Annotated in this window: 23 protein-coding genes; 11 read left to right on the top strand and 12 right to left on the bottom strand. The window is 72.0% G+C overall.

The window, feature by feature from the left end:
• The first annotated feature begins 104 nt into the window (after nucleotides 1-104).
• Nucleotides 105-1,076, top strand: a complete 972-nt coding sequence (gene hemC, locus V7E46_RS19745) for a hydroxymethylbilane synthase (RefSeq protein WP_333769640.1) — start codon at nucleotides 105-107, stop codon at nucleotides 1,074-1,076.
• Between the two features lie 268 nt (nucleotides 1,077-1,344).
• Here hemC and ppdK read toward each other — a convergent pair whose 3' ends face one another.
• Both ppdK and dusB read right to left on the bottom strand, forming a co-directional pair.
• Nucleotides 1,345-4,056, bottom strand: coding sequence for a pyruvate, phosphate dikinase (ppdK, locus tag V7E46_RS19740; RefSeq protein ID WP_443054252.1), 2,712 nt, complete (start codon nucleotides 4,054-4,056; stop codon nucleotides 1,345-1,347).
• 790 nt (nucleotides 4,057-4,846) lie between these two features.
• Entirely contained in the window at nucleotides 4,847-6,010 is a 1,164-nt protein-coding gene (gene dusB, locus V7E46_RS19735; RefSeq protein WP_333769639.1) for a tRNA dihydrouridine synthase DusB, read from the bottom strand.
• Nucleotides 6,011-6,131: 121 nt separating this feature from the next.
• On the opposite strand from dusB, the gene V7E46_RS19730 reads away from it, so the two are divergent.
• Together V7E46_RS19730 and V7E46_RS19725 are read left to right on the top strand one after the other, a co-directional pair.
• On the top strand, nucleotides 6,132-7,547 hold the full coding sequence (locus V7E46_RS19730; RefSeq protein ID WP_333769638.1) for an MFS transporter: 1,416 nt from the start codon (nucleotides 6,132-6,134) through the stop codon (nucleotides 7,545-7,547).
• Nucleotides 7,544-8,158 carry a MarR family winged helix-turn-helix transcriptional regulator gene (locus tag V7E46_RS19725; protein WP_333769637.1) on the top strand — a complete coding sequence of 205 codons (615 nt, stop codon included), beginning with the start codon at nucleotides 7,544-7,546 and terminating at the stop codon, nucleotides 8,156-8,158. The genes V7E46_RS19730 and V7E46_RS19725 overlap by 4 nt, the downstream gene beginning before the upstream one ends.
• Before the next feature lie 82 nt (nucleotides 8,159-8,240).
• On the opposite strand, the gene V7E46_RS19720 is transcribed toward V7E46_RS19725, so the two are convergent.
• Nucleotides 8,241-8,843, bottom strand: a complete 603-nt coding sequence (locus V7E46_RS19720; RefSeq protein ID WP_333769636.1) for a TetR/AcrR family transcriptional regulator — start codon at nucleotides 8,841-8,843, stop codon at nucleotides 8,241-8,243.
• Between the two features lie 29 nt (nucleotides 8,844-8,872).
• Nucleotides 8,873-9,763 (bottom strand): helix-turn-helix transcriptional regulator, encoded by an 891-nt coding sequence (locus V7E46_RS19715; protein WP_333769635.1) that lies wholly within the window; start codon nucleotides 9,761-9,763, stop codon nucleotides 8,873-8,875.
• Between the two features lie 113 nt (nucleotides 9,764-9,876).
• Here V7E46_RS19715 and V7E46_RS19710 point away from each other — a divergent pair, with 113 nt between their 5' ends.
• Entirely contained in the window at nucleotides 9,877-11,358 is a 1,482-nt protein-coding gene (locus V7E46_RS19710; RefSeq protein WP_333769650.1) for an MFS transporter, read from the top strand.
• A gap of 157 nt (nucleotides 11,359-11,515) precedes the next feature.
• Nucleotides 11,516-12,022 carry a hypothetical protein gene (locus V7E46_RS19705; RefSeq protein ID WP_333769634.1) on the top strand — a complete coding sequence of 169 codons (507 nt, stop codon included), beginning with the start codon at nucleotides 11,516-11,518 and terminating at the stop codon, nucleotides 12,020-12,022.
• On the opposite strand, the gene V7E46_RS19700 is transcribed toward V7E46_RS19705, so the two are convergent.
• A complete protein-coding gene (locus V7E46_RS19700; protein WP_329179118.1) occupies nucleotides 11,959-13,341 on the bottom strand; it encodes a glycine--tRNA ligase in 1,383 nt (460 codons plus the stop codon). The two genes, V7E46_RS19705 and V7E46_RS19700, sit on opposite strands and share 64 nt — an antisense overlap.
• A 151-nt stretch (nucleotides 13,342-13,492) precedes the next feature.
• Here V7E46_RS19700 and V7E46_RS19695 point away from each other — a divergent pair, with 151 nt between their 5' ends.
• Genes V7E46_RS19695 through V7E46_RS19680 form a run of 4 tightly spaced genes read left to right on the top strand, consistent with a single transcriptional unit; the run spans nucleotide 13,493 to nucleotide 16,530 of the window.
• Nucleotides 13,493-14,479 carry a metal ABC transporter substrate-binding protein gene (locus V7E46_RS19695; RefSeq protein WP_333769633.1) on the top strand — a complete coding sequence of 329 codons (987 nt, stop codon included), beginning with the start codon at nucleotides 13,493-13,495 and terminating at the stop codon, nucleotides 14,477-14,479.
• Complete coding sequence (locus V7E46_RS19690) at nucleotides 14,479-15,249, top strand: metal ABC transporter ATP-binding protein (protein ID WP_333769632.1); 771 nt, start codon at nucleotides 14,479-14,481, stop codon at nucleotides 15,247-15,249. Before V7E46_RS19695 ends, V7E46_RS19690 begins: the two co-directional genes overlap by 1 nt.
• Complete coding sequence (locus V7E46_RS19685; RefSeq protein ID WP_333769631.1) at nucleotides 15,237-16,085, top strand: metal ABC transporter permease; 849 nt, start codon at nucleotides 15,237-15,239, stop codon at nucleotides 16,083-16,085. The genes V7E46_RS19690 and V7E46_RS19685 overlap by 13 nt, the downstream gene beginning before the upstream one ends.
• A gap of 19 nt (nucleotides 16,086-16,104) precedes the next feature.
• Complete coding sequence (locus V7E46_RS19680; RefSeq protein WP_333769649.1) at nucleotides 16,105-16,530, top strand: Fur family transcriptional regulator; 426 nt, start codon at nucleotides 16,105-16,107, stop codon at nucleotides 16,528-16,530.
• Between the two features lie 30 nt (nucleotides 16,531-16,560).
• Here the strand turns inward: V7E46_RS19680 and V7E46_RS19675 are convergent, their stop codons facing one another.
• The 6 genes from V7E46_RS19675 to leuA form a co-directional block, all read right to left on the bottom strand.
• Nucleotides 16,561-17,379 (bottom strand): isoprenyl transferase, encoded by an 819-nt coding sequence (locus V7E46_RS19675; RefSeq protein WP_333769630.1) that lies wholly within the window; start codon nucleotides 17,377-17,379, stop codon nucleotides 16,561-16,563.
• A 75-nt stretch (nucleotides 17,380-17,454) separates the two neighbouring features.
• Nucleotides 17,455-18,201 (bottom strand): DNA repair protein RecO, encoded by a 747-nt coding sequence (recO, locus tag V7E46_RS19670; RefSeq protein ID WP_333769629.1) that lies wholly within the window; start codon nucleotides 18,199-18,201, stop codon nucleotides 17,455-17,457.
• A gap of 47 nt (nucleotides 18,202-18,248) precedes the next feature.
• Nucleotides 18,249-18,941, bottom strand: coding sequence for a response regulator transcription factor (locus V7E46_RS19665; protein WP_333769628.1), 693 nt, complete (start codon nucleotides 18,939-18,941; stop codon nucleotides 18,249-18,251).
• Between the two features lie 25 nt (nucleotides 18,942-18,966).
• Nucleotides 18,967-20,202, bottom strand: coding sequence for a sensor histidine kinase (locus V7E46_RS19660; protein ID WP_443054250.1), 1,236 nt, complete (start codon nucleotides 20,200-20,202; stop codon nucleotides 18,967-18,969).
• Between the two features lie 477 nt (nucleotides 20,203-20,679).
• Nucleotides 20,680-21,387, bottom strand: coding sequence for a TerB family tellurite resistance protein (locus tag V7E46_RS19655; protein WP_329179105.1), 708 nt, complete (start codon nucleotides 21,385-21,387; stop codon nucleotides 20,680-20,682).
• Nucleotides 21,388-21,579: 192 nt separating this feature from the next.
• Nucleotides 21,580-23,343: a 2-isopropylmalate synthase gene (gene leuA / locus V7E46_RS19650; protein ID WP_333769627.1), complete on the bottom strand. Its 1,764-nt coding sequence runs from the start codon at nucleotides 23,341-23,343 to the stop codon at nucleotides 21,580-21,582.
• Between the two features lie 304 nt (nucleotides 23,344-23,647).
• On the opposite strand from leuA, the gene V7E46_RS19645 reads away from it, so the two are divergent.
• Entirely contained in the window at nucleotides 23,648-24,763 is a 1,116-nt protein-coding gene (locus tag V7E46_RS19645; protein WP_333769626.1) for a M4 family metallopeptidase, read from the top strand.
• Nucleotides 24,764-24,770: 7 nt separating this feature from the next.
• Nucleotides 24,771-25,034: a protealysin inhibitor emfourin gene (locus tag V7E46_RS19640; protein WP_329179100.1), complete on the top strand. Its 264-nt coding sequence runs from the start codon at nucleotides 24,771-24,773 to the stop codon at nucleotides 25,032-25,034.
• Nucleotides 25,035-25,141: 107 nt separating this feature from the next.
• On the opposite strand, the gene V7E46_RS19635 is transcribed toward V7E46_RS19640, so the two are convergent.
• A complete protein-coding gene (locus V7E46_RS19635; RefSeq protein WP_333769625.1) occupies nucleotides 25,142-26,014 on the bottom strand; it encodes a transglycosylase SLT domain-containing protein in 873 nt (290 codons plus the stop codon).
• Nucleotides 26,015-26,345: the final 331 nt, after the last annotated feature.

Raw genomic sequence — 26,345 nt, 5'->3', positions numbered from 1 at the left:
GCCCCCGCACGCGGCCGGCCCCTGACCGGCCGCGCGCGGGGGCGGCGCGGGCTGCCCGGGCGGACCCTCTACCGTGAGACGCGGAACGAGAGGACTCCTGCCCCATGAACACCTTCCCGGCCGACCGGACCGTGCGGATCGGCACCCGCAGCTCACCGATGGCACTGGCGCAGGCCAACCTGGTGGCCGGCCTCCTGCGCAAGGAGCAGCCGGGCCTCCGGGTCGAGCTGGCCCCCGTCACCACCGAGGCGGACCGGTGGCAGGGCGACCTGGCCCAACTCGGCGGCAAGGGGCTGTTCGTCAAGCAGATCGACGCCATGCTCCAGCGCGGCGAGGTGGACCTGGCCGTCCACTGCGTGAAGGACGTCCCCGGCGATGTCGCCCTCCCCCAGGGCCTGGTCTTCGCCGCCTACCTGCCCCGGGACGACGTGCGGGACGTCCTCCTCTTCCCCGAGGGCTCCGCCATGCGCACCCTCGACGACCTCCCGGCGGGCGCCACCGTGGCCACCTCGGCCGTACGCCGCAAGGCCCAGCTCAACCGGCTGCGCCCGGACCTCGACGTCGTACGCGTGCGCGGCGCTGTCGGCACCCGGATCGCCAAGCTCGACGCCAGGAAGCAGAACGACGCCCCGCTGGACGCGATGATCCTGGCGACCTCGGGCCTGGAGCGGCTGGCGCTGTCCCACCGCGGCCGGCAGGTCTTCACCGCCGACGACATCCTCCCCGCCGTGGGTGCCGGAGCCCTCGGCCTGGAGTGCCGCCACGACGACGGCCCGGTGACCGGGCTGCTGACCCGGCTCAACCACGAGAGGACCATGACCGAGGTCACCGCCGAGCGCGCGATGCTCCACGACCTGCGGGGCCACTGCAACAGCCCCATCGCGGGCCACTGCGTCACCGCCCCGGACGGTCAGCTCTCCCTGCGCGGCATGGTCTTCGCCCCCGACGGCTCGGCCTTCGTCCACACCCACCTGCTGAGCGGCACCGGCAACGACCCCACCGCACTGGGCACCCGGGTCGCCGCCGAACTCCTCCGGCAGGGCGCAGGCGAGATCATCGCGGGCATCCCGCACTGACCTCTCATACCGCCGCCGGGCCGGCCCCGCACGCGAGAGAGCCGGGGGGGGGGGGGGCGCCCCCCGGGGGGCCCCCCCCCCGATCAGGGGGTGTCGCGGGGTGTCAGACGCNCCCCCCCCCCCCCCCCCCCCCCCCCCCCCCCCCCCCCCCCCCCCCCCCCCCCCCCCCGCCGGGGAAGGGCCGGGGACGGTCCACCGGTCGGTGAGGGTTCGGCCCCCAGGGCAAAGGGCCGCCGTCGGTGGACCGGGCCGGCCCGGTCGGGGGGCGTCAGTGGGGGCCGGCGGCCGCGCGGCCGGCCTCCAGGCGGGCGACGGGGACGCGGAAGGGCGAGCAGGAGACGTAGTCCAGGCCGACCTCGTGGAAGAAGTGGACGGACTCCGGGTCGCCGCCGTGCTCGCCGCAGATGCCGAGCTTGAGGTCGGGGCGGGTGGCGCGGCCCGCGGCCACCGCGCTGCGGATCAGGGCGCCGACCCCGTCCTTGTCGATGGTCTCGAAGGGGGACACGCCGAAGATGCCCTTCTCCAGGTAGGCGGTGAAGAAGGACGCCTCGACGTCGTCGCGGGAGAATCCCCAGACGGTCTGGGTGAGGTCGTTGGTGCCGAAGGAGAAGAATTCGGCGGCCTCGGCGATCTGGCCCGCGGTCAGGGCGGCGCGCGGCAGTTCGATCATCGTGCCGATGGCCAGCTTCAATCGGGTGCCGGTCGCCGCCTCGATGTCGGCGACGACCCGGTCGGCCTCGTCCCGGACGATCTCCAGCTCCTGGACGGTGCCGACCAGCGGGATCATGATCTCGGCCCGCGGATCGCCCTTCGCCGCCTTGCGGTGGGCGGCGGCCTCGGCGATGGCACGTACCTGCATCGCGAACAGCCCCGGGATGACCAGGCCGAGCCGCACCCCGCGCAGGCCCAGCATCGGGTTCTGCTCGTGGAGCCTGTGCACCGCCTGGAGCAGCCGCAGGTCGTTCTCGTTTGCGTCCTTGCGGGACTCGGCGAGCGCGACCCGTACCGACAGCTCGGTGATGTCCGGCAGGAATTCGTGCAGCGGCGGGTCCAGCAGCCGTACGGTCACCGGCAGGCCGTCCATCGCCTCGAACAGCTCGATGAAGTCGGCCCGCTGCAACGGCAGCAGCGCGCCCAGCGCCTCGTCCCGCTCGGTGTCGGTGTCGGCCAGGATCAGCCGCTCGACCATCTCGCGCCGCTCGCCGAGGAACATGTGCTCGGTACGGCACAGGCCGATGCCCTGCGCCCCGAACCGGCGGGCACGCGCGGCGTCCTCGGCGTTGTCGGCGTTGGCCCGCACCCGCAGCTTCCTGACCCGGTCGGCGTACGCCATCACCCGGTGCACGGCCTGCACCAGGCCGTCCGCCTCGTCGGCGCCCGCGTGCATCCGGCCCTCGAAATACTCGACGACCGGCGACGGTACGACCGGTACCTCGCCGAGGTAGATCTTGCCGGTGGAGCCGTCGATCGAGATGAGGTCGCCCTCCTCTATCACCACGCCACCGGGTGCGGTGAGCCGGCGCCGCTTGGTGTCGACCTCCAGCTCCTCCGCCCCGCACACGCAGGTCTTGCCCATGCCGCGGGCGACGACGGCCGCGTGCGAGGTCTTGCCGCCGCGCGAGGTGAGGATGCCTTCGGCGGCGATCATGCCGTTGAGGTCGTCGGGGTTGGTCTCCCGGCGGATCAGGATGACCTGCTCACCCGAGCGCGACCACTTCACCGCCGTGTACGAGTCGAAGACCGCCTTGCCGACCGCGGCGCCCGGCGAGGCCGCGATGCCCCAGCCGATCCGCGTGACCGAGGCGCTGTCCGCGACCGTGTCGTCGAACCGCGGGAACATCAGCTGGCTGAGCTGCGCCCCGGTGACCCGCTGGAGGGCCTCGGCCTCGGTGATCAGGCCCTGGTCGACCAGCTGCGTCGCGATACGGAAGGCTGCCGCCGCGGTCCGCTTGCCGACCCGGGTCTGGAGCATCCACAGGTGCCCGCGCTCGATGGTGAACTCGATGTCGCACAGGTCCCGGTAGTGCGTCTCCAGCGTCTCCATGATCGCCATCAGCTGCTCGTACGACGCCTTGTCGATGCCCGCGAGGTCGGCGAGCGGCACGGTATTGCGGATGCCGGCGACGACGTCCTCGCCCTGCGCGTTCTGGAGGTAGTCGCCGTACGTGCCCTGCGCGCCGCTGGCCGGGTCGCGCGTGAAGGCCACGCCCGTACCGGAGTCGGGGCCGAGGTTGCCGAAGACCATCGAGCACACGTTGACGGCGGTGCCCAGGTCGCCGGGGATACGCTCCTGGCGGCGGTACAGCTTGGCCCGCGCGGTGTTCCACGAGTCGAACACCGCGCGGATCGCGAGGTCCATCTGCTCGCGCGGCTCCTGCGGGAAGTCCCGGCCGGTCTCCTTGACGACGATGTGCTTGAAGTCCTCGACCAGTTGCCGCAGGTCGGCCGCGTCCAGGCCGAGGTCGCTGTCGGCGCCCTTGGCCTGCTTGGCCGCCTCCAGCGCCTCCTCGAAGAGGTCGCCCTCGACGCCCATCACGGTCTTGCCGAACATCTGCACGAGGCGGCGGTAGGAGTCCCAGGCGAACCGCTCGTTGTCGGCCTGGGCCGCGAGGCCGTCCACCGAGGCGTCGGACAGGCCGATGTTCAGGACGGTGTCCATCATCCCGGGCATCGAGAATTTGGCGCCGGACCGCACCGACACCAGCAGCGGGTCGTCGGGCTGCCCGAGCCGCTTGCCCATGCGCTGCTCCAGCGCGTCGAGGTGCGCACCCACCTCGTCGCGCAGCGCGGCGGGTTCCGCGCCGGACTCCAGATACACCTTGCACGCCTGGGTGGTGATGGTGAATCCGGGAGGGACCGGAAGCCCGAGGTTGGTCATCTCGGCGAGGTTCGCACCCTTCCCGCCGAGCAGATCCTTGAGGTCTTTGTTGCCCTCAGTGAAGTCGTAGACGAATTTCTGCTGTTGCTGCCGTGCCGACACTGGGCCTCGACTCCTCGCGACCGGGTTGCCCTGACGGCGGGGAGCGTACCCATCTCCAAGGCTCCGCAGTGCATCCATCAGCATGACACACGGTTTTAACCGCCCGTCTGCCGATACTTCGAAAGTATCCGGCTCGCCGCCGGGGCTTCGGCGTGCGTTCACGAACCGAAGCCAGCATGTCGCTGCGCGAGCTTCCAGGGTTGCGGTCTCTACGGTGAGTGACGGTTGGCGTGACCCTCTGCACGGTTGGTGGTGGCACTAAGTGCCGTGCATTCGAGAGGTGGGGCGCTCACACGGGCGCTCTTTTGAGCGTAAGGCATATCAGATGTGGTGCGAATCACGCCGGGTGTCTCACCTCCCGGACGTACGCGTCTCGCCTGGGGCGCCCTCTGCGGCTGAGGGAGGCTGCGTCGGCGAGCCCGCTTCCCCCGGGGGCGGGGTTTCCGGCGGTCCCTCCGCGGCAGGGGCCGCCCGCCCGAGGGCACGGGGGCTCCGACGGCACCCCTCCGGCACGGGGGTGCCCCACCAGGGTGCGGGGTATTGCGGCGCCCCTGCCGCAAGGGGTGCCCGCCCAGGGGTGCGGTGGCTTGTGCGGCTCCCTCCGGCAGGGGGGTGCCCTACCAGGGGCGCGGGGAACGGCGCGAGCAACCCACCGCCGGCCGGTGGTCCGGATCGGACCGAAGAGACCCTTCGGGTCGGTGACGACCCGCGCCCCGACGGGCGCTGAGCGCGCAGTTCCCCGCGCCCCTGGTAGGGCGCCGCCTTACCGCATCGCGTACCCGGGGCGGCGTCAGCCGCCAGACGTGTCGGACTCGGCGTCAGCCGACACCGCGGCGCAGTCGAAGGGATCGTTCAGCCACCCGTCCGGCAGGACGACCCGCTTGCCGGCAGCGGTCCGCCCCCGCGGACCATCCGCGTGGGCGGGCCACGGCTGCGCCTGGTCAAGAGTCCCGAGGTGCTCGTCCAGCTCCGCCAGGGTCGAGGCCGTTGCAAGGGCGCGCCGCATATCGGACCCGACCGCGAAGCCCTTCGTGTACCAGGGCACGTGCTTGCGGAAGTCGACCACCCCGCGGGTCTCGTCGCCGAGCCAGAGCCCGAGCAGTTCCGCGTGCCGCCGCATGACCGCGGCGACCCGGCCGAAGTCGGGCGCGGCCGGGGCGAGCCCGGGCGACTCGAAGGCGGCGACGAGGTCGCCGAAGAGCCACGGCCGGCCGAGGCATCCGCGGCCGACGACGACCCCGTCGCACCCGGTGGCCCGCATCATCCGCAGCGCGTCCTGCGCGCACCAGATGTCGCCGTTGCCGAGCACCGGAATCTCCGGCACGTGCTCCTTGAGCCGGGCGATGGCGTCCCAGTCGGCGGTCCCGCCGTAGTGCTGGGCGGCGGTGCGGCCGTGCAGGGCGACCGCCGTGACGCCCTCCTCGACGGCGATGCGCCCGGCGTCCAGATACGTCAGATGATCGTCGTCGATACCTTTGCGCATCTTGATGGTGACCGGCAGGTCCCCCGCGTTGCCGACCGCCTCGCGCAGGATCGACCGCAGCAGATTGCGCTTGTACGGCAGCGCGGAGCCGCCGCCCTTGCGGGTGACCTTGGGCACCGGGCAACCGAAGTTGAGGTCGATGTGGTCGGCCAGGTCCTCGTCGGCGATCATCCGCACGGCCTTGCCGACGGTCACCGGGTCGACGCCGTAGAGCTGGAGGGAGCGCGGCGTCTCGGTGGCGTCGAAGTGGATGAGCTGCATCGTCTTGTCGTTGCGCTCGACCAGGGCGCGGGTGGTGATCATCTCGCTGACGAACAGCCCCTTGCCACCGCTGAACTCCCGGCACAGCGTGCGGAAGGGCGCGTTGGTGATACCGGCCATCGGCGCGAGCACGACCGGCGGCCACGCGGTGTGCGGGCCGATCCGGAGGGCGCCGGGCGCGGGCGGGGCCAGGGTGGCGTCAGCGGTCATGCCGTCCATTGTCCCGCACGCCCGCGGTGCCCCCGGAAGCCGTCCGGCCGAGCGGACGGACCGGCGCGATCGTTGTAGAATAATAATCGTTCTATTCACACAATCATTGGATCCACCATCCATGCCGGAACCGACCGCGAAGCGCCGCAATCTCATCCTGGCGATCTGCTGCATGAGCCTGCTGATCGTCAGCCTGGACAACACGATCCTGAACGTCGCGCTCCCGTCGCTGCAACGGGACTTCCACGCCCCCGTCTCCGGACTCCAGTGGACGATCGACGCGTATCTGCTGGTCATCGCCTCACTGCTGCTGCTGTCCGGATCGACGGCGGACCGGATCGGCCGCAAGAAGGTCTTCCAGACCGGCCTGGTGCTCTTCACAGCCGGGTCCGCGCTGTGCAGCCTCGCGCCGGGGCTGGGGTGGCTGATCGCCTTCCGCATGGTGCAGGCGGTCGGCGGTTCGATGCTCAACCCGGTGGCGATGTCGATCATCACCAACACCTTCTCCGAGCCGCGTGAGCGGGCCCGCGCGATCGGGGTGTGGGGCGGGGTCATCGGCATCAGCATGGCGGCCGGGCCGATCCTGGGCGGCGCCCTGGTGCAGTCGGTGGGCTGGCGGGCGATCTTCTGGATCAACCTGCCGATCGGGCTCGCCGCGCTGCTGCTGACCCACCGCTTCGTCCCCGAGTCGCGCGCCCCGCGGGCCCGCCGGGTGGACCCGGTCGGCCAGCTCCTGGTCATGGCGCTGCTCGGCACCCTGACGTACGGCATCATCGAGGGCACGAACGCGGGCTGGAGCTCACCGCTGATCATCGGCTGCTTCGTGGTGGCCGCGGCGAGTGCGGCGGGCCTGGCGGCGTACGAGACCCGGCGGGTGGACCCGCTGATCGACACCCGGTTCTTCCGCAGCGTGCCCTTCAGCGGTGCCACCCTCATAGCGGTCAGCGGCTTCGCAGCGCTCGGCGGCTTCCTCTTCCTCAACACGCTCTACCTCCAGGACCAGCGCGGCCTGTCGGCGCTCGACGCGGGCCTGTACATGCTGCCGATGGCCGCGATGGCGCTGGTCTTCGCGCCGCTGTCGGGCCGGCTCGTCGGCACCCGGGGCCCGAGGATCCCGCTGATCCTCGCGGGCGCGGCGATGACGGCCAGCGCTGTGATGCTCGCGGCGCTCGACGCCCAGTCGTCCGACGTGCTGCTCTTCACCTCCTACGTCCTGTTCGGCATCGGCTTCGGCCTGATCAACGCGCCGATCACCAACACCGCCGTGTCCGGCATGCCGCGTGCGCAGGCCGGGGTGGCGGCGGCGGTCGCCTCGACCAGCCGCCAGGTCGGCCAGTCGCTGGGCGTCGCGGTCCTGGGCGCGGCGCTGGCCGCCGGGCTGCACGAGGGCGCCTGGTGGATCATCGCGGGCTGTGGTGCCTCGGTGCTGGTGCTGGGTACGCTCACCACCGGCCGGTGGGCCAGGGCCACGGCGGAGCGTACGGCGGGGCTGCTGGCGCCCGAGGCGGAGGACAACCGGAAGGCGGTGAAGGTGTGACGACGGCACAGCGGAACACGGCCGGTCCCGAGCACGGGCCGGGGAGGGTGCACGGGGTCGGGACCGGGAACGGGACCGGGGCTGCGCATGGGCCGGAGACTCCGCCGAGGAAGGGGGCCGCCGCGCACGGCGAGCAGGCCGCGGGCTCCCCCGGCGCCCCGGACGCCGCCGGGGTCCCGGGCTCCGACGCCGCCCGGGAGACGGCCGAGCGGGTGTGGCGCAATCTGCGGGCCGTGGTGCTGGAGCGCAATGAGCGCCGCAAGGAGGTCGCCGAGGCAATCGGCATGAGCTTCTTCCGGGTCAAGGCGCTGCGCAGGATCGCCGCCCGGCCCTACCGGATGGGCGACCTGGCCACCGAGCTGGCCTCGGACCGCCCCTATCTGACCCTCGTGGTGGACGACCTGGAAAAGCGCGGCCTGGTGGAGCGTACGCAGCATCCCACCGACCGGCGCTCCAAGATCGTGTCGGCGACCCCGGCGGGCCTGGCGACGGCCGCCCGCGCGAACGCGATCCTCGGCACCCCGCCGCCCGCCCTGCTGGGGCTCTCGGCGGCGGATCTGGCGGCGCTCGACCGGATCACCGCGGCACTCGCCGCGCTCCCCCACGGCTGACCGCACGGCTGGCGGCTTCCCCCGCAGCCGACCGCCCGCCCCGGGACCGGGACGCCCGCTTCCGCACGGCTTCCCGCAGGGCTCACTCCCGCACCGCCAGGATGGCCGTGTCGAGCAGCGCGTCGAGCCTGCCGGTGCCGCCCGCCTCGGACCACCGGGTGACCGACACCTCCACGCAGCCGAGCACCGCCGTGGTGATGGCCGCCGCCCGCAATCCGCGGGTCTCCTCCGGGCCGCCGTCCAGCCTGGCCAGCACCCCGGGCACCAGCAACTCCCGCCACTGGGCGTGCTTCTGCCGCCTGGCCGCCCGCAGCGCCGGCGTACTGGCGAACATCCGCGCCATGGCCAGCGAGCCCTCGCGGTCCGCCGCGATCGCGTCCAGCAGCACATCGAGCGCACCCCGCAGTGCCCGCCACGGGTCCTCGGTCGCCGGCCGGGCGGCTAACGCGTCGGCGAGCCGGACGCCGGACTCCAGCATGCTCCCGACGACCATGTCCTCCTTGGTGTCGAAGTAGCGGAAGACGCTGCGTGCGGACATGCCGACCTCGGTCGCGATCTGCTCGACCGTGGTCTCCTCGAAGCCCTGGGCGATGAACAGCGCGATCGCCCGTTCGGCGATCTGGGCACGGACCGTTCTGCGGGTCAGCTCGCGCAGACCGGAGCCTCTCGCGCGGGTGGGTGTCATCCGGCGATTTTAAGCCGTGGCCGCGGTTATCAGACCGCGACCGGCGCCCGCTCCGCCAGCACGATCCGGTGCAGCCGGCCGAGGCGCTCCTCGGTCACCTCGTCCACCGGCGAATACACCGTCAGCCGCGGCCCGTCCTGCGGGCCGAGCCACAGATGCGTGAAGTCGAACGCCAGCAGGCCGACTTCGGGATTGAGGTAGCGCTTCACGTGGCTGCCGGGCCGCAACACCTCGTGCCGCTCCCAGGCCTGGCGGAATTCGGCCGAATTCTGCTGGAGCCGCCGGAGCATCTCCTTCCACGCGGGCTCCGCGAGGTGCTCGGCCATCGAGGAGCGGAATTTCGCCGCCATCAGCCGGGTGTTCTGCTCCCGGTCGAGCATCCGCTCCCGCCACAGCGGGTCGGTGAAGGCCAGCCACATCACATTGCGGTCCTCGACCGGCATCGCGTCCAGGTCGGTCACCAGCCGCCCGTAGGTCCGGTTGTACGCGATGATGTCGTAGCGGCTGTTGAAGACCGCGGCGGGCAGCGGTTCCAGCTGGTCGATCATGCCGCGGACCGCCGGGGACATGCCCGTGCAGTCCAGATGCGGGTGCGGGTCGGCGGTGCCGGCCAGGGTGAAGAGGTGCCGGCGCTCGTTCTGGTCCAGCATCAGGGCGCGGGCGATGGCGTCGGCGACCTGGCCCGACACCTGGATGTCCCTGGCCTGTTCGAGCCAGGTGTACCAGGTGACGCCGACCGCGGCGAGCTGTGCGACCTCCTCGCGGCGCAGCCCAGGGGTGCGCCGCCTGCGGCCCGGCGGCAGCCCGACCTGCTCGGGCGCGATCCGCTCGCGGCGGCTGCGCAGGAAGGACGCCAGCTCCTGACGGCGGCTCACGGCACTGTCGGCGTCGTCGGTCGCGGGTGCGCTCTGAGCGGTCATATTCCCAGGATGCCGGATCCGGCAACCAGTTGCCAGGTGCTCGGTATACCTGGATAAACGCTCTCTGGTACCCCCTTGGGGAGAGGTCCAGTGTGGACCGGGTGAACGAGCGAATGAACCAGACACTTCCCTCCCGGGCCCAGGTGCTGCCCCGCGTGACCCGCATCGCGGCGCCTTCCCGCTCCCCGCTCCCGCCCTCACCCTCGCCCGCCGCGCCGGCACTGAGCGCGCTCGGCCTGCTGACCGTGCTGCTCGGCGCGGCGCTGCCGATGGTGGACTTCTTCATCGTCAACGTGGCCCTGCCCACGATCGACCGCGACCTCGACGCGGGACCCGCGGTGCTGGAGATGGTGGTCGCGGGCTACGGCGTCGCCTATGCCGTGCTGCTGGTGCTCGGCGGCCGGCTCGGCGACATGTTCGGCCGCCGCAACCTCTTCCTGTGGGGGCTCGGCCTCTTCGCGGCGACCTCGCTGGCCTGCGGCTTCGCGCCCACTGCCTGGACCCTGGTGGCGGCCAGGGTCGCCCAGGGCGCGGCCTCCGCGCTGCTGCTCCCGCAGGCGCTGGCCACCATCCAGGCCGCGACCTCCGGCAGCAGCCGCGGCAAAGCGCTGAGCTACTACGGCGCCACCGCGGGCATCGCCAGTGTCGTCGGGCAGGTGCTCGGCGGCGTCCTGGTCTCCGCGGACATCGCCGGCAGCGGCTGGCGGGCGATCTTCCTGGTGAACGCGCCGGTGGCGGCGGTGGCGTTCGCGCTGGCGCTGAGGTCCGTGCCGGAGACCCGCTCCGCGAACCCCGCGCGCGTCGACCGGGCCGGCACGGCGCTGCTGGCGCTGGCCCTGATCACCCTGCTGCTGCCGCTCACCGAGGGCCGGGCGGCCGGCTGGCCGCTGTGGTCGTGGGCGCTGCTGGTCCTGTCCCCCTTCGCCGCCGCGGCCTTCGTGGCCGTCGAGCGGCACGGCGAGCGCACCGGCGGCGATCCGCTGCTGCCGCCGTCGCTGGTCCGCGTCCACAGCGTACGCAGCGGGCTGCTGCTGATCGTGCCGCTCTGCCTGGGCTTCGGCGGCTTCATGTTCGTGCTCGCGGTGGCCATGCAGGACGGTCTGCACTTCGGGGCGCTGGCCGCGGGTGCGGCGCTGGCACCGCTGTGCGCGGCCTTCTTCGCGGCGTCGCTGCTCGGCCCGCGGATGGTGGCCCGCCACGGCCGCCGTACGGTGACCGCGGGTTCGCTGATCCAGGCGGCGGGGCTGGTGGCGCTGGCCGCGACCTTCTTCCTGGGCTGGCCGCACATCGGCGTCCTGGTCCTCGCGCCCGCCATGGCGGTGATCGGCTTCGGCCAGGGCCTGGTGCTGCCGGTGGTCTTCCGCATCGTCCTCAGCGAAGTGCCGGCGGCGCAGGCGGGGGTGGGCAGCGGGGCGATGGCGACCACGCAGCAGTCCAGCCTCGCGCTGGGCGTCGCGACTCTGGGCACGCTCTTCCTGACGCTGTCCACGTCGGTGGGTTTCCGCGACGCGCTCGTCTGGGCGCTGCTCGCGCAGCTCGCGGCGGTGGCGGCGACGGTCGCGCTGAGCACGCGGCTGCCCCGGGCCGTGGTGTAGCGGGACCCGTTGCGCGGGGCGGGTGGGAAAGAGCGGGATCGGGGGTAGCCGTGTAAAGGGTGGGGTTCACGCACGGGAGCGGGCGGGAGCGCCCGCCGACAGCGTCAGTGCCCCGCTCGGCAGGTCGTGGGATCCGCGCGCGGGAGGGAGGGGCGGGATGTCCGTCAGCGAGGTGCGGTCACCGAGGAGGAGCGCACCGCCGGCGGCCCTCGTGGCGTGCGGGCTGCTGCTCGTGCCGTGGCTGGTGATACTGGCCAGCGGCGGCGCCCCCCGCTGGACGGCGGGCTGGCTCACCATCGACTCGCTGGAGGCCGTCGGCCTCATGGCCTCCGGCGTCCTCGCCCTGCGCGCGCTGCCGCACCGCGCCCTGCCGCCGACCGCCACGGCGACCGCGGCCCTGCTGCTCCTGGACGCCTCGCTCGACCTGGCGACCTCCCAGGGCGCCGCCCTGCTGCTCGCCGCGGCGATGGCCGTGCTCGCCGAACTGCCGCTCGCCGTCACCTGCGCGCTGGTGGCGCTGAGCACGCTGCGGGCGATGGAAGCGCGGAACGCCCGGCCGGCTGAGGTCCAGCCGGCCGGGCGTCCGCGGGGAGAGGCCGGTCAGCAGCCCAGCAGGCGGCTGCCCAGGTACTGCTCGACCTGGTCGAGCGAGACCCGTTCCTGAACCATGGTGTCGCGCTCACGCACGGTCACCGCGTTGTCGGTGAGCGTGTCGAAGTCCACGGTCACGCAGAACGGGGTGCCGATCTCGTCCTGCCGCCGGTAGCGCCGGCCGATCGCACCGGCGTCGTCGAACTCGATGTTCCAGTTCGCCCGCAGCGCGGTGGCCAGGCCCTTCGCCTTCGGGGACAGCTCGGGGTTGCGGGACAGCGGGAGGACCGCGACCTTGACCGGGGCCAGCCGCGGGTCGAGCCGCATGACGGTCCGCTTCTCCATGACGCCCTTGGCGTTGGGCGCCTCGTCCTCGTTGTACGCGTCGAGCATGAACGCCAGCATCGCCCGGTTCACACCGGCCGCCGGCTCGATCACGTACGGGAACCAGCGCTCGCCGGCCTCCTGGTCGAAGTAGGAGAGGTCCTGGCCGGAGCCCTTGGAGTGGGCGGAGAGGTCGAAGTCGGTACGGTTCGCGACGCCCTCCAGCTCACTGAACTCCTGGCCGCCGAAGTTGAAGCGGTACTCGATGTCGGTGGTGCGCTTCGAGTAGTGCGACAGCTTCTCCTTGGCGTGCTCGTACCAGCGGATGTTCTGCTCCTGGATGCCGAGGCCGGTGTACCAGTTCCAGCGCTCCTGCATCCAGTACTCGTGCCACTTCTCGTCCTCGCCGGGCTTGACGAAGAACTCCATCTCCATCTGCTCGAACTCGCGGGTGCGGAAGATGAAGTTGCCCGGGGTGATCTCGTTGCGGAACGACTTGCCCATCTGGGCGATGCCGAACGGCGGCTTGCGCCGCGAGGTGGTCTGCACCTGGGCGAAGTTGACGAAGATGCCCTGGGCGGTCTCGGGCCGCAGGTACGCCACCGAGCCGGCGTCCTGGGTGGGGCCGAGGTGCGTCTGGAGCATGCCGGAGAACTGCTTGGGCTCGGTGAAGGCGCCCTTGGTGCCGCAGTGCGGGCAGTTGATGTCGGCCAGCCCGTTGGCCGGCGGCCGGCCGTGCTTGGCCTCGTACGCCTCCTCCAGGTGGTCGGCGCGGTAGCGCTTGTGGCAGGAGGTGCACTCGGTGAGCGGGTCGGAGAACGTCGCGAGGTGCCCGGAGGCGGCCCACACCTCGGGGGCGAGGATCACCGACGAGTCGAGGCCCACCACGTCCTCACGGGAGGTCACCATCGAGCGCCACCACTGGCGCTTGATGTTCTCCTTCAGCTCGACGCCCAGCGGCCCGTAGTCCCAGGCGGCCTTCGAGCCGCCGTAGATCTCACTGCTCGGGAAAACGAAGCCACGGCGCTTGCTCAGGCTGACGATGGTGTCGATCTTGTCGGCGGCCACGGTGCTCTCTTCAGTACGACGAAGCGGTCAGTTGTCCCAGATTACCGGCGTGGGCGGGGCGCATATCAAATCCGTTCAGCGGGCGGCAAGGACGAAACGGACCCTACAACGCAATTGACAATCGTTTCCATCCAAGTTGAAAATGACTGTCATGAACAACAGTCGCCGGCTCATACCGGCCGCCGCCCTCGTCGCCGCCACCCTCGCCCTCCCCGCGCTCACCGCCTGCTCCGGGTCCTCCGCCACCGCGACCGGAGGCGGCGGCAAGGGCGGCGGGAAGCTCAGGGTCACCGCGTCCTTCTATCCGCTGGAATTCCTCGCCACCCGGATCGGCGGCAGCGATGTGCAGGTCACCGACCTGACCAAGCCGGGCGTCGAACCGCACGACCTGGAGCTGGCGCCGCGGCAGATCGCCGCGCTCCAGCAGGCCGATGTGATCATCTCCCTGCACGGACTGCAGCCCGCCGTGGACGACGCCATCGGGCAGTCCGGCGTCAAGAACACCGTGGACGCCGCCGCCCTGACCCGCCTTGAGGACCACGGCACCGAGGTCGACGGCCGCCACCACACCACCGGCGACAACGGCACCGGCGGCGGCAGCGGGGAGGACGCCGGCTCCGACCCGCACATCTGGCTCGACCCGGTCCGCTACGCCGAGGTCGCCAAGGGCGTCGGCAAGGCCCTGGCCCAGGCGGACCCGGCGCACTCGGCCGCGTACGCGAAGAACACCGACACGCTGGTCGCCCAGCTCGGCGCGCTCGACACCGAATTCCGCGACGGCCTGAAGAACCGCGCCACGGACACCTTTATCACCACCCACGCCGCCTTCGGCTACCTCGCCGAGCGCTACGGCCTGGTCGAGGAGGCCATCAACGGCATCGACCCGGAGAGCGAGCCGAGCGCCGGCCGGATGAAGACGCTGCTCGACCTCGCCGGGCGCGAGCACGTGACCACGGTCTTCTTCGAGACGCTGGTCAGCGACAAGACCGCCAGGACCGTGGCGGGCGACCTGCGGCTGCGCACCGACGTGCTCGACCCGATCGAGGGCATCACCCCCACGTCGCGCGGCACCGACTACTTCGCTGTCCAGCGCGCCAATCTCCAGGCCCTGAAAACCGCGCTCGGCGTGCCCCGCTGATGGGGAGGGACACGGTGGTGAGTCTGCGCGGGGCCTCGGCCGCGCTCGGCGCCCGGCAGGTGCTGCACGGCGTCGACCTGACCGTCGGCCGCGGCGAGGTGGTGGCGCTGCTCGGCGCGAACGGCTCGGGCAAGTCGACCGCGGTACGCGCGGTGGTCGGCCGGGTACGGCTGTCCGCGGGCACCTGGGAGCTGTTCGGCACCCCCGGCGAGCGCTTCCGCCAGTGGGCCAGGATCGGCTACGTGCCGCAGCGCACCACCGCGGCCGGCGGGGTGCCCGCGACCGTACGGGAAGTGGTCGCCGCCGGGCGGCTGGCCAGGACCCGGCTGCGCCCGCCGGGCCGGGCCGACCGGGCCGCGGTCGCCCGCGCGCTGGACCTGGTCGGCATGGCGGACCGCGCTTCGGACGCGGTGGACGCGCTGTCCGGCGGCCAGCACCAGCGGGTGCTGATCGCCCGCGCGCTCGCCACCGAGCCGGACCTGCTGATCATGGACGAGCCGATGGCGGGCGTCGACCTGGCCGCGCAGGACGTCCTCGCGCAGACCGTGCGCACCCAGGTCGCGGCCGGCGCGACCGTCCTGCTGGTACTGCACGAGCTGGGTCCGCTGGCGCCGCTGATCGACCGGGCGGTGCTGCTGCGGGACGGCCGGGTCGCCGGCGAGGGGCCGCCGCCCGCCGCGCCCGGCCTTCCCGGACGCGACCGCGTCCACCCGCACGCCGACCCGGCGGCCGTACCGGTGAAGGGACACCTCGACCGATGGACCTCCTGACCTACGCCTTCATGCAGCGCGCCCTGCTCGCCGCGCTGCTGGTCGGCGTCACCGCGCCCGCCGTCGGCATCTTCCTGGTCCAGCGCCGGCAAGCGATCATGGGCGACGGCATCGGCCATGTCGCCCTCACCGGCGTCGCCCTCGGCTTCCTGCTCCAGGTCAGCCCGGTCTGGACGGCGGTGGCGGTCTCGGTGGCCGGCGCCGTCGCCATGGAGCTGATCCGCTCCTACGGCAGGGCCCGCGGCGACATCGCGCTCGCCATGCTCTTCTACGGCGGCATGTCCGGCGGCGTGATGATCATCTACCTGGCGCCGAACGGCTCCAACGCCAACCTCACGACGTATCTGTTCGGCTCCATCAGCACGGTCTCCCCGCAGGACATCCCGCCGATGGTCGCCCTGGCCGCGTTCGTCCTGCTCGTCGTGCTCGGTCTGCGGCGGCAGCTTTTCGCCATCTGCCAGGACGAGGAATTCGCCCACGTCAGCGGGCTGCCGGTACGGGCGCTGAATCTGCTGCTCGCGGTGACCGCGGCGGTCACCGTGACGGTCGCGATGCGGGCGGTCGGGCTGCTGCTGGTCAGCGCGCTGATGGTGATCCCGGTCGCCGCCGCCCAGCAGGTCACCCGCGGTTTCGCCTGGACACTGGCGGTGTCCGTCGCCATCGGGGTGACCGTCGCCCTGTCCGGCACCGTCTTCTCGTACTACGTCGATGTGCCGCCGGGGTCCAGCATCGTGCTCGCCTCGATGGCCGTCTTCCTGCTCTTCACCGCGGCGGCAGGCCGGCTGAGGGCGGCGGGCTGGCACAATGGGGGCGTCAGGGCGCGCAGGCCGTCATGAGGAGGCACCGGTGACCACGATGAAGCCCCCCGGGTCAGCCGGGCCGCCCGTCGCGGGCCGCGCCACCCGGCAGCGGGCCGCGGTCGCCGCGGCGCTGCGGGAGGTCGACGAATTCCGCAGCGCGCAGGATCTGCACGACATCCTCAAGCACCGCGGCGACTCGGTCGGCCTGACCACCGTCTACCGCACGCTTCAGTCCCTCGCCGACGCCGGTGAGATCGACGTGCTGCGCACCGGTGAGGGCGAGTCCGTCTACCGCCGCTGCTCGGGCGGCGGCCACCACCACCACCTGGTCTGCCGCGCCTGCGGCAAGGCCGTCGAGGTCGAGGGCCCCGCCGTCGAGCGCTGGGCCGAGGCCGTCGCCACGGAGAACGGCTTCGTGGAGGTGGCGCACACGATGGAGATCTTCGGCACCTGCGCCGACTGCGTGGCGGCCAGGACCTGACGCCCGCCGCGCCCCGCGCGGGAGCGCGGGTCAGCCCTCGGTGCCGTCGCTGTTGGGCAGGGCGCCGCCGAAGCGGCGGTCGCGGCGGGCGAATTCGTGGCAGGCCCGCCACAGGTCGCGCCGGTCGAAGTCCGGCCACAGCACGTCCTGGAAGACCAGCTCCGCGTAACTGCTCTGCCAGAGCAGGTAGTTGGAGGTGCGCTGCTCCCCGCTCGGGCGCAGGAAGAGGTCGACGTCCGGCATGTCGGGGTAGTACAGGTACTTGGCGAAGGTCTTCTCGTTGACCTTCGACGGGTCGAGCCGGCCCGCGGCCACATCGCGGGCCAGCGCCTGCGCGGCGTCCGCGATCTCGGCGCGCCCGCCGTAGTTGACGCAGAAGTACAGCGTCATCGCGTCGTTCCCGACGGTCTGCTCCTGGGCCACCTGGAGCTCCTGGACCACCGACTTCCACATCTTCGGCATCCGCCCGACCCACCGGATGCGGATGCCCAGCTCGTCCATCTCGTCCCGGCGCCGGCGGATGACGTCCCGGTTGAAGTTCATCAGGAAGCGCACCTCCTCGGGCGAGCGCTTCCAGTTCTCGGTGGAGAAGGCGTAGAGCGACAGATTCTTGACGCCGATCTCCAGGCAGCCCTTGAGCACGTCCAGGACGACTCCCTCGCCGACCTTGTGGCCCTCGGTACGCGGCAGCCCGCGCTCCTTGGCCCAGCGGCCGTTGCCGTCCATGATCACGGCGACATGCCTGGGCACCAGCTCCGAGGGGAGCCTGGGCGGCCGGGCGCCCGAGGGGTGCGGGTCGGGCGTGCGGTACGAGGTCCGGTTCAGGCCCAGAATCCCGCGACGTGCCATGGTCGTACTTCTCCTGATTCCCGACTGTCTGTCGACTGCTTCTGACTACTGTCCGCCACTACTGGCTGCTCACCGCTACTTCTCGACGAACCGCAGGGAGCGCAGGCCGCGCTCCAGGTGCCACTGGAGATAGGCCGCCACCAGCCCGCTGCCCTCGCGGCAGTGCCGCTGCTCACAGGCGTCGGCGGTCTCCCAGTCGCCGCCGAGCAGCGCGCCGAGGAGTTCCAGTGACTCCCGTGAGGGTACGACGCTTCCCGGCACCCGGCACTCGCCGCAGACGACTCCGCCCGCTCCGACCGAGAAGAACCGGTTCGGCCCGGCCATCCCGCATCTGGCGCAGTCGTCGAAGCTGGGCGCGTAGCCGTTGACCGCCAGCGAGCGCAGCAGGAAGGCGTCGAGGACCAGCCGCGGGTCGTGGTCGCCGACCGCGAGCGTGCGCAGGGCGCCGACCAGCAGCAGATACTGCTGCACCGCCGGCTCGCCCTCGTGGTCGGTGAAGCGCTCGGCGGTCTCCAGCATCGCGGTGCCCGCGGTGTAGCGGTCGTAGTCGGCGACGATCGCGCTGCCGTAGGGGGCGATCGTCTCGCTCTGGGTGCACAGCGGCAGGCCGCGGCCGATCAGCTCGCCGCCGCGGGCGAAGAACTGCACGTCGACGTGCGTGAAGGGCTCAAGGCGGGCGCCGAATTTCGACTTCGTCCGGCGTACCCCCCTGGCCACCGCACGGACCCTGCCGTGCCGTCTGGTGAGCAGGGTGATGATCCGGTCCGCCTCACCCAGCTTCTGGGTGCGCAGCACGATGCCGTCGTCGCGGAACAGACTCATGCGGCCCATTCTCGCCCATGCCGCGAGCCCGGCGGCTCCCGCGGGCCTCAGCGTTCGGCGCCGGGTGCCACCAGCCCCGACTCGTAGGCGGCGATGACCAGTTGGGCGCGGTCCCGGACGCCGAGCTTGCCCATGATCCGGCTGACGTGGGTCTTGGCGGTGAGCGGGCTCAGGCTCAGCGCCTCGCCGGCCTCCGTGTTGTTCAGGCCGCGGGCGACCAGCGTCAGCACCTCGCGCTCGCGGTCCGACAGGCCCGCCAGCCGGTCCGTGCCGGGGGCGGCGGCCGGCGGGCGGTCCGGCAGCCGCAGCACCCGGGCGATCAGCCGGGCGGTCGGCCCCGGCGACAGCAGCGAGTCGCCGGCCGCGACCGTACGGATCGCGTCCAGCAGCTCCGCGGGCCTGGTGTCCTTGACCATGAACCCGGACGCGCCCGCCCGCAGCGCCGCCACCACGTGCGCGTCGTCGTCGTAGGTGGTCAGCACCAGGATCCGCACCCCGGCGAGGCCAGCGTCCGCGGCGATCCGCCGAGTGGCCTCTATGCCGTCCAGCTCCGGCATGCGGATGTCCATCACGATGACGTCGGCCCGCGCGGTGCGGGCCTGCTCGACCGCCTCCAGGCCGTTGGCCGCCTGGCCGACCACCTCCATGTCGCGGGCGGACTCGACCAGCATCGCGAAGGCGGCGCGCACCAGCGTCTGGTCGTCGGCGAGCAGCACCCGGATCGGCTCGGGTGGGGTCATCTGGGGTCTCCCTGGTGGTCGGCGCTCAGTAGGTCTCTGCGGGCTCTGCCCGGTCGGCCGGGCAGGGCAGGACGGCGGTGACCGAGAAGCCCGCCGTGCCGTCGGTCCTGGGTCCTGCGGCGAAGGTGCCGCCGACGCTTCTGGCCCGCTCCCGCATCCCGACGATCCCGAAGCCCTCGGGGCGGTCCGCGGCGGGCGGTTTCACCGGCTCGGGGCCGTCGTCCTCGACGCACACGTGCAGGGCGGCGTCCCGGTGCCTGACCGCCACCCGCACCCGGGGGGCGGGCGCGCCCGCGTGGCGTACCGCGTTGGTCAGCGACTCCTGGATGATCCGGTACGCCGCAGCGCCCACCGCGGCCGGCACCGCGTCCTTGCCCGGGTCCAGGGTGAGTGAGACGTCGGCGCCCGCCGCCTCGGCCGCCCTCGTCAGCGACGGGATGCCCGCGAGGCCGGGCAGCGGCCCGTCGCTGTCGGCGCGCAGCACCCGCAAGGTGGTGCGCAGCTCGGAACGCGCCTCGCGGCAGGTGTCGGCGATGTTGTCCAGCGCGCCGGCCACCGCGGTCCGGTCGAGCCGGTCCGGGTCGGCGAGCAGGATGTGGGCGGCCACGGAGGTCTGCACACCGATCAGGGTGATGCTGTGCGCCAGCAGGTCGTGCAGATCGCGGGCGATCCGCAGCCGCTCCTCCGCGACCCGCCGCGCCGCCTCCTCCTCGCGGGTCCGCTCGGCCCGCTCGGCGCGTTCCATGATCGCGGCGATGTAGTTGCGGTGCATCCGTACGACCTCGCCGGCCACCGCGACCGACACGACCCAGCCGGCGCCCTGGAGCATCGGGGCGCCGGCGGGCCTGCCGATGGCCGCCATGACGGTGGCCATCGTGCCCACCACGGTCGGCACGACCAGGAACGTCCTGGCCGGGGGTCCGGCGACCGCCACCGAATACAGCACGATCATGCTGGCCAGCAGGGGGGCTTCCTGGATGTTCTCCATGTAGTGGTAGGGCGCCACGACCGCGACCGTGCCGGCCAGGCACCACATCGGCGCGTGGCGCCGCCAGGTCAGGAGGGCGGCGCCGGCCGCCAGCAGGATCCAGCCGAGCGCGTCGGGGCGGTGGCTCCGGGCCGCCTCGGGCAGGGCGAGGGCCAGGGCCGCCTGCCCGAGGAAGATCGCTGCCGCGAAAGCCACGTCGGTGTACGAGACGCTTGTCGTCGGGGCGGCGGCCGGGGCGCGGCCGTGCGCGAGGCTGCTCAACACGCCCCCCATCTTCCCGGCCGCACCCGCCGGGGGTGACGTGGTTCCGGGCTTCTCCTCACGCCAGGGGTCGCCCCTCCCCCGGCGCGGGCCTGGGGTGCCGCTTGCGGCGGCGGGCACGCTTCCCCCCGGGCGCGGGGGTTCTGGCGGCTCCCCTTGCGGCAGGGGGTGCCCCTCAGGGGCGCGGGGAACGGCGCGGCCAGCCCCCACCGGGGGCGCGCTGTCCGCACGGCGGGACGTGGCCCGAAAGGGCGCGGGGAACGGCGCGGGCAACCCGCCACCAGCCGGTGGTCCGGATCGAACCGAACAGCCCCTCCGGGCCGGTGACGACCCGCGCGCCGGTGGGGGCTGAGCGCGCAGTTCCCCGCGCCCCTGGGGGGCACCCCCTGCCGCAAGGGAGCCGCGGAACCCCCGTGCCCGGGGGAGGCGTACCCCTGGGCGGAGGGGGACCGCCAGAACCGCGGCGGCTCGGGTGGGGCGCCCCCGGCGCTAGGTGGTGGTCGCGGCCGCCGCCGCGAGGAGGCGGTCGATGTCGTCCGTGTGGAGCGAGAGGCAGCGGCCGACCGCCTCAAGGACCTCGCGCTCGGCCGGCAGATAGGGCCCGTCCGCGAGAGCGATCCGCGCGCCCTGGAGCAGCACCCGCTCCCGCCCTTGCTGCGCGAGATGATCGGCGAGCGGTTCGAGCGCCTCGTGCAGCTCGATCGACAGCCAGCTGCCGCACCCGTCCACGCAGTCCGCGAAGGAGTGGTGCCCCAGCTCCTGCGACGCCGCGTACCGCCCCTCGTCGGCGACGATCGCGGCGAGCAGCCCGAGCAGCTGGTCCTCCGTACAGTCGCTGAAGCCGGCCGAGCGCACCGCCTCGACGGCGGCCTCGCGGGCCGGGCGCCCGGTGGAGCCGCCCGCGGTGAGCACGGCGAGCGCGATCGTGTGGACGGCGTCCCGCAGCATCGCGGAGAAGCGGGTGGTGGTCGGGCAGAGCAGCACCTGGGCGGCGTACTGCCGGTGGCACGCCGCGCATTCGATCACCGAGCCGGCCGTACCGCGGTTGAGCAGCGGCACATTGAGCACGGTGAGCCGGCGGGTGCCCGTTCTGCGGTGGTAGCTGCGGTCGCCGCCGCAGTCAGGGCAGAAGAACTCGCCGTCGTCCTCGGTGTGCCAGGACGTTCGCACACCCCAGATCCACAGCCCCAGCTTCATCACGCTGCACCCTCCGGCCGTCTTCGTCCCGGTACGTACCCGCATCGGCCCGTACGCGCGCGAAGACGCCCCGGCAACGGTGCCGTACGCCGTGATGTTAGCCACATCAGCGAGGCGCAGTCAGTACCGCGTACGGGGGCAATTCCCTGCCGCCCCCGTACGCGTGAGGTGCTTCGTACCGGTTTGCCCCGGTCAGCGCTCGGCGCGATTGACCGCGGAGACGACCGCCTGGAGCGCCGCGCGGGTGGTGTTGGGGTCGATGCCGATGCCCCACAGGACCCGGCCGCCGATCGCGCACTCGATGTAGGAGGCGGCCTGCGCCGAGGCGCCCTCGCTCATGGTGTGCTCGCTGTAGTCCAGCAGCCTGGCGTCCACGCCGGCCTTCGCCAGCGCGTCGAAGAAGGCCGAGATCGGGCCGTTGCCGGTGCCGTTCAGCGTCGTCTCGGCGCCGTCCAGGACGGCTTCCACCGTGAGAGCGGCCGTGCCGTCACTCGAAGTTGACGCCTGCGCCGAGCGCAGCACGATCCGGCCCCAGGCGTTGTCCGGGGTCGGCAGGTACTCGTCCTGGAAGGCCGACCAGATCTGCGCCGGGGTGACCTCGCCGCCCTCGGCGTCGGTCCTGGTCTGGATGATCTTCGAGAACTCGATCTGCATCCGGCGCGGCAGGTCCAGCTTGTGCCCGTTCTTGAGCACATAGGCGACGCCGCCCTTGCCGGACTGCGAGTTGACCCGGATCACGGCCTCGTACGAGCGGCCGACGTCCTTGGGGTCGATGGGCAGGTACGGCACCGCCCACTCGATCTCGTCCACGGTCTTGCCGGCGGCGTCGGCAGCCACCGCCATCGCCTCGAAGCCCTTCTTGATGGCGTCCTGGTGGGAGCCGGAGAAGGACGTGTAGACCAGGTCGCCCGCGTAGGGGTGGCGCGGGTGGACCTCCATCTGGTTGCAGTATTCGGCGGTGCGCCGGATCTCGTCGATCTGCGAGAAGTCGATCTGCGGGTCGACGCCCTGGCTGAACAGGTTCATGCCCAGCGTGACCAGGTCCACGTTGCCGGTGCGCTCGCCCTGCCCGAACAGGCAGCCCTCGGCCCGGTCCGCGCCGGCCATCAGCGCCAGCTCGGCGGCGGCCACCGCCGTACCGCGGTCGTTGTGCGGGTGCACCGACAGGCAGACGTACTCGCGCCGCGACAGGTGCCGCGACATCCACTCGAAGCGGTCGGCGTACGTGGACGGGGTGGAGCGCTCGACGGTCGCGGGCAGGTTGAGGATGATCTCGCGGCCCTCCTCGGGCTGCCAGACGTCCATCACGCCCTCGCAGACCTCCAGCGCGAAGTCCAGCTCGGTGTCGGTGAAGATCTCCGGGCTGTACTGGTAGCCGAAGGCCGTCTCGTCGCCCAGCAGCTTGTCGGCGTACTCCATCACCAGCCGGGTGCCGTCCACCGCGATCTGCCGCACCTGGTCGCGGCTGCCGCGGAAGACGACCCGGCGGAAGACCGGGGCGGTGGCGTTGTAGAGGTGCACGGTGGCCCGGGGGGCGCCGCGCAGCGACTCGACGGTGCGCTCGATCAGCTCCTCGCGGGCCTGCGTCAGGACGGAGATCGTCACATCCTGCGGGATCGCGCCCTGCTCGATGATGGAGCGCACGAAGTCGAAGTCGGTCTGGCCGGAGGCCGGGAAGCCGACCTCGATCTCCTTGTAGCCCATCCGTACCAGCAGGTCGAACATCTCGCGCTTGCGGGCCGGCGACATGGGGTCGATGAGCGCCTGGTTGCCGTCCCGCAGGTCGGTGGACAGCCAGCGCGGCGCCTTGGTGATCCGGGCGTCGGGCCACGTGCGGTCGGCCAGGTCCACCTGCTCGTACCGGGCGTACTTGTGGATCGGCATCGCGGTGGCGCGCTGGGCGACGGTCGCGGCGGTGATGGGCGTGGCACGGCCGACGCTGTTGGGGCTGGTCATGGGGGGCTCTGGCTCCTCGGGATCCGTTCGTGGAACGGCCGACGGCGAAAACGCCAAAACTCCGCGGGGAGGGGGTCGGCCTACGACTACAGGCCCTCGCCGCGGCAGCTAAGGAGGAGCAGCCCGAAACGCATGATGGCAACGACCATAACCGAGCCCGGCGGAATCACGTAGCCGGTATGTACTTCCTCTCAGCATGCAAGATGGATGGTTTCGTCCACCAACGTCCCCGCCCTTCGCTCGTTCTCGTCAATTCCACGGCGACTACGGTGACGCATTGTGCGCATGGTGCCACATTCCGTACATGGACTCCTCTGCCTCGACCCCCGTTTTCTGTACGATCATCCCGCCACACGTCCTGGACCGGCTGGCCAGAGCCGAAGACCTGGCGCTGGCCGCGTCGGCCCGCCACACCCTGGAGCACGACGCCCGTGAGCGCACCAGGCGGCACCTGAACACCGTCCTCGGTCCCGCCGCCGCCGCTGTCGTGGCCGCCGCCGCGTCCGACAAGCCGCACCGCACGGTCTACGACGCCAAGCACCGCGACACGCTGCCCGGCCACAAGGTCCGCGCCGAGGGCGCGGAGCCGGCCTCGGACGCCAGCGTCAACCGGGCCTACGACGCGCTCGGCGCGACCTTCGAGACGTATCTGAAGGCCTACGGCCGGCACTCGATCGACAACGCGGGCCTGCCGCTGAACGCGTCGGTGCACTACCTCAAGGGCTACAACAACGCCTTCTGGAACGGCGAGGCGATGGTCTTCGGGGACGGCGACGGCCGGATCTTCCTGGACTTCACCATCCCGCTGGACGTCATCGGCCACGAGCTGACGCACGGCGTCACCCAGTACAGCGCCAACCTGGACTACCAGGGCCAGTCCGGCGCTCTCAACGAGTCGGTCTCCGACGTCTTCGGCAGCCTGATCAAGCAGTTCTCCCTCGGCCAGACCGCCGACCAGGCCGACTGGCTGATCGGCGCGGGCCTGCTCGCCCCCGGGGTCAACGGCAAGGCACTGCGCTCGATGAAGGACCCGGGCACCGCCTACGACGACCCGCAGCTGGGCAAGGACCCGCAGCCCGCTTCGATGTCCGGCTACATCGACACCACGCAGGACAACGGCGGGGTCCACCTCAATTCCGGCATCCCCAACCGGGCCTTCTACCTGGCCGCCACCGCGATCGGCGGCCACGCCTGGGAGCAGGCGGGCCAGATCTGGTACGACACCCTCACCGGGGGCAAGCTCTCCTCGCAGGCGCAGTTCGCGGACTTCGCCGCGGTCACCGTCGCGGCGGCCGTGGCCCGCTACGGTGAGGGCGCGCAGAGCCAGGCGGTGCGCGACGGATGGACCCAGGTCGGCGTCACCCCGGCGCCCGCCGCCGGACTCCCCCGGCAGCAGCCCAGCCAGCCGCAGGAGGCGTGAGCAGCCGATGCGTATCGAGGTGACCCGCTCCGGCGGCTTCGCCGGCCTCACCAGGCATGGCGCCCTGGACACCGCGGACCGCCCCGACGCGGGCCACCTCGCCGCTCTGGCCCTCGCCGCCCTGACCCCGTCCCTCACCGAGCGCGAGCCGGTCCCCGACGGCTACTCGTACACGATCAGTGTCGACGCCGCCGTCGTCCAGTGCGCGGACCCCGACCTGTCGCCGGCGCAGCGGGAGCTGATCACGGCGGTGCTGGGCGAGGGCGCGTAGGGCGCGGGAGAGCGCGGCAGGGCGACCCGTCGGGAGAGGGGAACGCCGAAGGGCGGCGAGGCCTTGGAGGCCCCGCCGCCCTTTCGTTCACCCTGGGGTGGTGGCGATCAGTACGCGGAATTCACGTTGTCCATCGAACCGTAGCGGTCGGCCGCGTAATTGCAGGCGGCGGTGATGTTGGCGACCGGGTCGTAGATGTTCGACGAGGTGCCGGACACGTGGTAGCGGTCGAAGGTCGGGTTGATCACCTGGAGCAGACCCTTCGAGGGAATGCCGTTGCGGGCGTTGATGTCCCACAGGTTGATCGCCTTCGGGTTACCGCTGGACTCGCGGATGACGTTGCGGTGGATTCCCTCGTAGGTGCCGGGAATTCCCTTCGAGTGCATGATGTCGAGCGACTCGCGGATCCAGCCGTCCAGGTTGTTCGCGTACGTCTTGGTGACGGCCTTCTTCGGGGTCGCGGTGTGCGTCTTCTCCGGCGTGACGGTGTGCGCCTTCTTCGGCGTGACGGTGTGCGTCTTCTTCGGCGTGACGGTGTGCGTCTTCTTCGGCGCGGCCACGGCGGCACGGTGAGTGGAGCGGTCGGCTGCGGCCTTCGTCTTGGACCGGTCGGCCGCGGCCTTCTTCTCCGCTGCCGTGTCGGCGGCCTTCTTCTTGGTGTCCACGGCCTTCTTCGAGGCCGCGGCCAGGTCGGTCTTCTGCTGTGCCTTCTTCTGCGCGGGGTCGTGCAGAGTGCGCTGCGACGCCATACCGGACTGCTCGCCAAGGTCCTTGACGTGCGTACCGGTGGAGACGGAGAACCCGGTCGGGTCGCCCGCCGCGGTCGCCGAGCCGGCTCCTGCGGTCGCTTCCAGCCCGGTGACCGTCAGCACGACCGCGGCTGCGGCTACTGCGCCGGCTGCCGTGATCTTGTGCTTCTTCGACATCCGGTTGAACTTCGCGAACGAGGGGAGCTTCTTCGGGATCGTGGGGAGCTGCATTAGGGGATTACCTCTTCCGTAGCGGGACCCCTGAATTGTTAGAGGGGGCGGAACGGGAGGTCAAAGACCCCGTCTACGCCTCGCATTCGTAGCGGGCGCCCGAGGTGTGGATTCCCTGTGCTATGCCGGGCCGACGGCTCACTAAGCGGCTTAGTATGTGACCTGCGCCCTATCGAGGGGATCACAAAGGGGCACCCCCTCTCTCACGCGGAGTAAAAGAGGGGGTGCTTTATGTGAGCGGTTTGTGTGACCCCGGTCACCGTGAAAACGGGGCAGAAACGGGGAAGCGGGGCGGAAGCGCTCCGGGGGCGGCTGCCCCTTGGGGCAGGGG

The organism is Streptomyces sp. IBSBF 2435 (assembly GCF_036815005.1).
In the GTDB taxonomy this organism is placed as follows: Bacteria; Actinomycetota; Actinomycetes; order Streptomycetales; family Streptomycetaceae; genus Actinacidiphila.
Note: the sequence above shows the minus strand (reverse complement) of the source record. Positions and strands in the feature narration are given on the sequence as shown.

Excerpts from the sequence above, each read along its gene's own strand:
- hemC (WP_333769640.1), top strand. The coding sequence starts at position 105 with ATGAACACCTTCCCGGCCGACCGGACCGTGCGGATCGGCACCCGCAGC.
- dusB (WP_333769639.1), bottom strand. The coding sequence starts at position 6,010 with ATGACCGCTGACGCCACCCTGGCCCCGCCCGCGCCCGGCGCCCTCCGG.
- V7E46_RS19730 (WP_333769638.1), top strand. The coding sequence starts at position 6,132 with ATGCCGGAACCGACCGCGAAGCGCCGCAATCTCATCCTGGCGATCTGC.
- V7E46_RS19720 (WP_333769636.1), bottom strand. The coding sequence starts at position 8,843 with ATGACACCCACCCGCGCGAGAGGCTCCGGTCTGCGCGAGCTGACCCGC.
- V7E46_RS19715 (WP_333769635.1), bottom strand. The coding sequence starts at position 9,763 with ATGACCGCTCAGAGCGCACCCGCGACCGACGACGCCGACAGTGCCGTG.
- V7E46_RS19710 (WP_333769650.1), top strand. The coding sequence starts at position 9,877 with ATGAACCAGACACTTCCCTCCCGGGCCCAGGTGCTGCCCCGCGTGACC.
- V7E46_RS19705 (WP_333769634.1), top strand. The coding sequence starts at position 11,516 with ATGTCCGTCAGCGAGGTGCGGTCACCGAGGAGGAGCGCACCGCCGGCG.
- V7E46_RS19695 (WP_333769633.1), top strand. The coding sequence starts at position 13,493 with ATGAACAACAGTCGCCGGCTCATACCGGCCGCCGCCCTCGTCGCCGCC.
- V7E46_RS19690 (WP_333769632.1), top strand. The coding sequence starts at position 14,479 with ATGGGGAGGGACACGGTGGTGAGTCTGCGCGGGGCCTCGGCCGCGCTC.
- V7E46_RS19685 (WP_333769631.1), top strand. The coding sequence starts at position 15,237 with ATGGACCTCCTGACCTACGCCTTCATGCAGCGCGCCCTGCTCGCCGCG.
- V7E46_RS19680 (WP_333769649.1), top strand. The coding sequence starts at position 16,105 with ATGAAGCCCCCCGGGTCAGCCGGGCCGCCCGTCGCGGGCCGCGCCACC.
- V7E46_RS19675 (WP_333769630.1), bottom strand. The coding sequence starts at position 17,379 with ATGGCACGTCGCGGGATTCTGGGCCTGAACCGGACCTCGTACCGCACG.
- recO (WP_333769629.1), bottom strand. The coding sequence starts at position 18,201 with ATGAGTCTGTTCCGCGACGACGGCATCGTGCTGCGCACCCAGAAGCTG.
- V7E46_RS19665 (WP_333769628.1), bottom strand. The coding sequence starts at position 18,941 with ATGACCCCACCCGAGCCGATCCGGGTGCTGCTCGCCGACGACCAGACG.
- V7E46_RS19660 (WP_443054250.1), bottom strand. The coding sequence starts at position 20,202 with ATGGGGGGCGTGTTGAGCAGCCTCGCGCACGGCCGCGCCCCGGCCGCC.
- V7E46_RS19655 (WP_329179105.1), bottom strand. The coding sequence starts at position 21,387 with ATGAAGCTGGGGCTGTGGATCTGGGGTGTGCGAACGTCCTGGCACACC.
- leuA (WP_333769627.1), bottom strand. The coding sequence starts at position 23,343 with ATGACCAGCCCCAACAGCGTCGGCCGTGCCACGCCCATCACCGCCGCG.
- V7E46_RS19645 (WP_333769626.1), top strand. The coding sequence starts at position 23,648 with ATGGACTCCTCTGCCTCGACCCCCGTTTTCTGTACGATCATCCCGCCA.
- V7E46_RS19640 (WP_329179100.1), top strand. The coding sequence starts at position 24,771 with ATGCGTATCGAGGTGACCCGCTCCGGCGGCTTCGCCGGCCTCACCAGG.
- V7E46_RS19635 (WP_333769625.1), bottom strand. The coding sequence starts at position 26,014 with ATGCAGCTCCCCACGATCCCGAAGAAGCTCCCCTCGTTCGCGAAGTTC.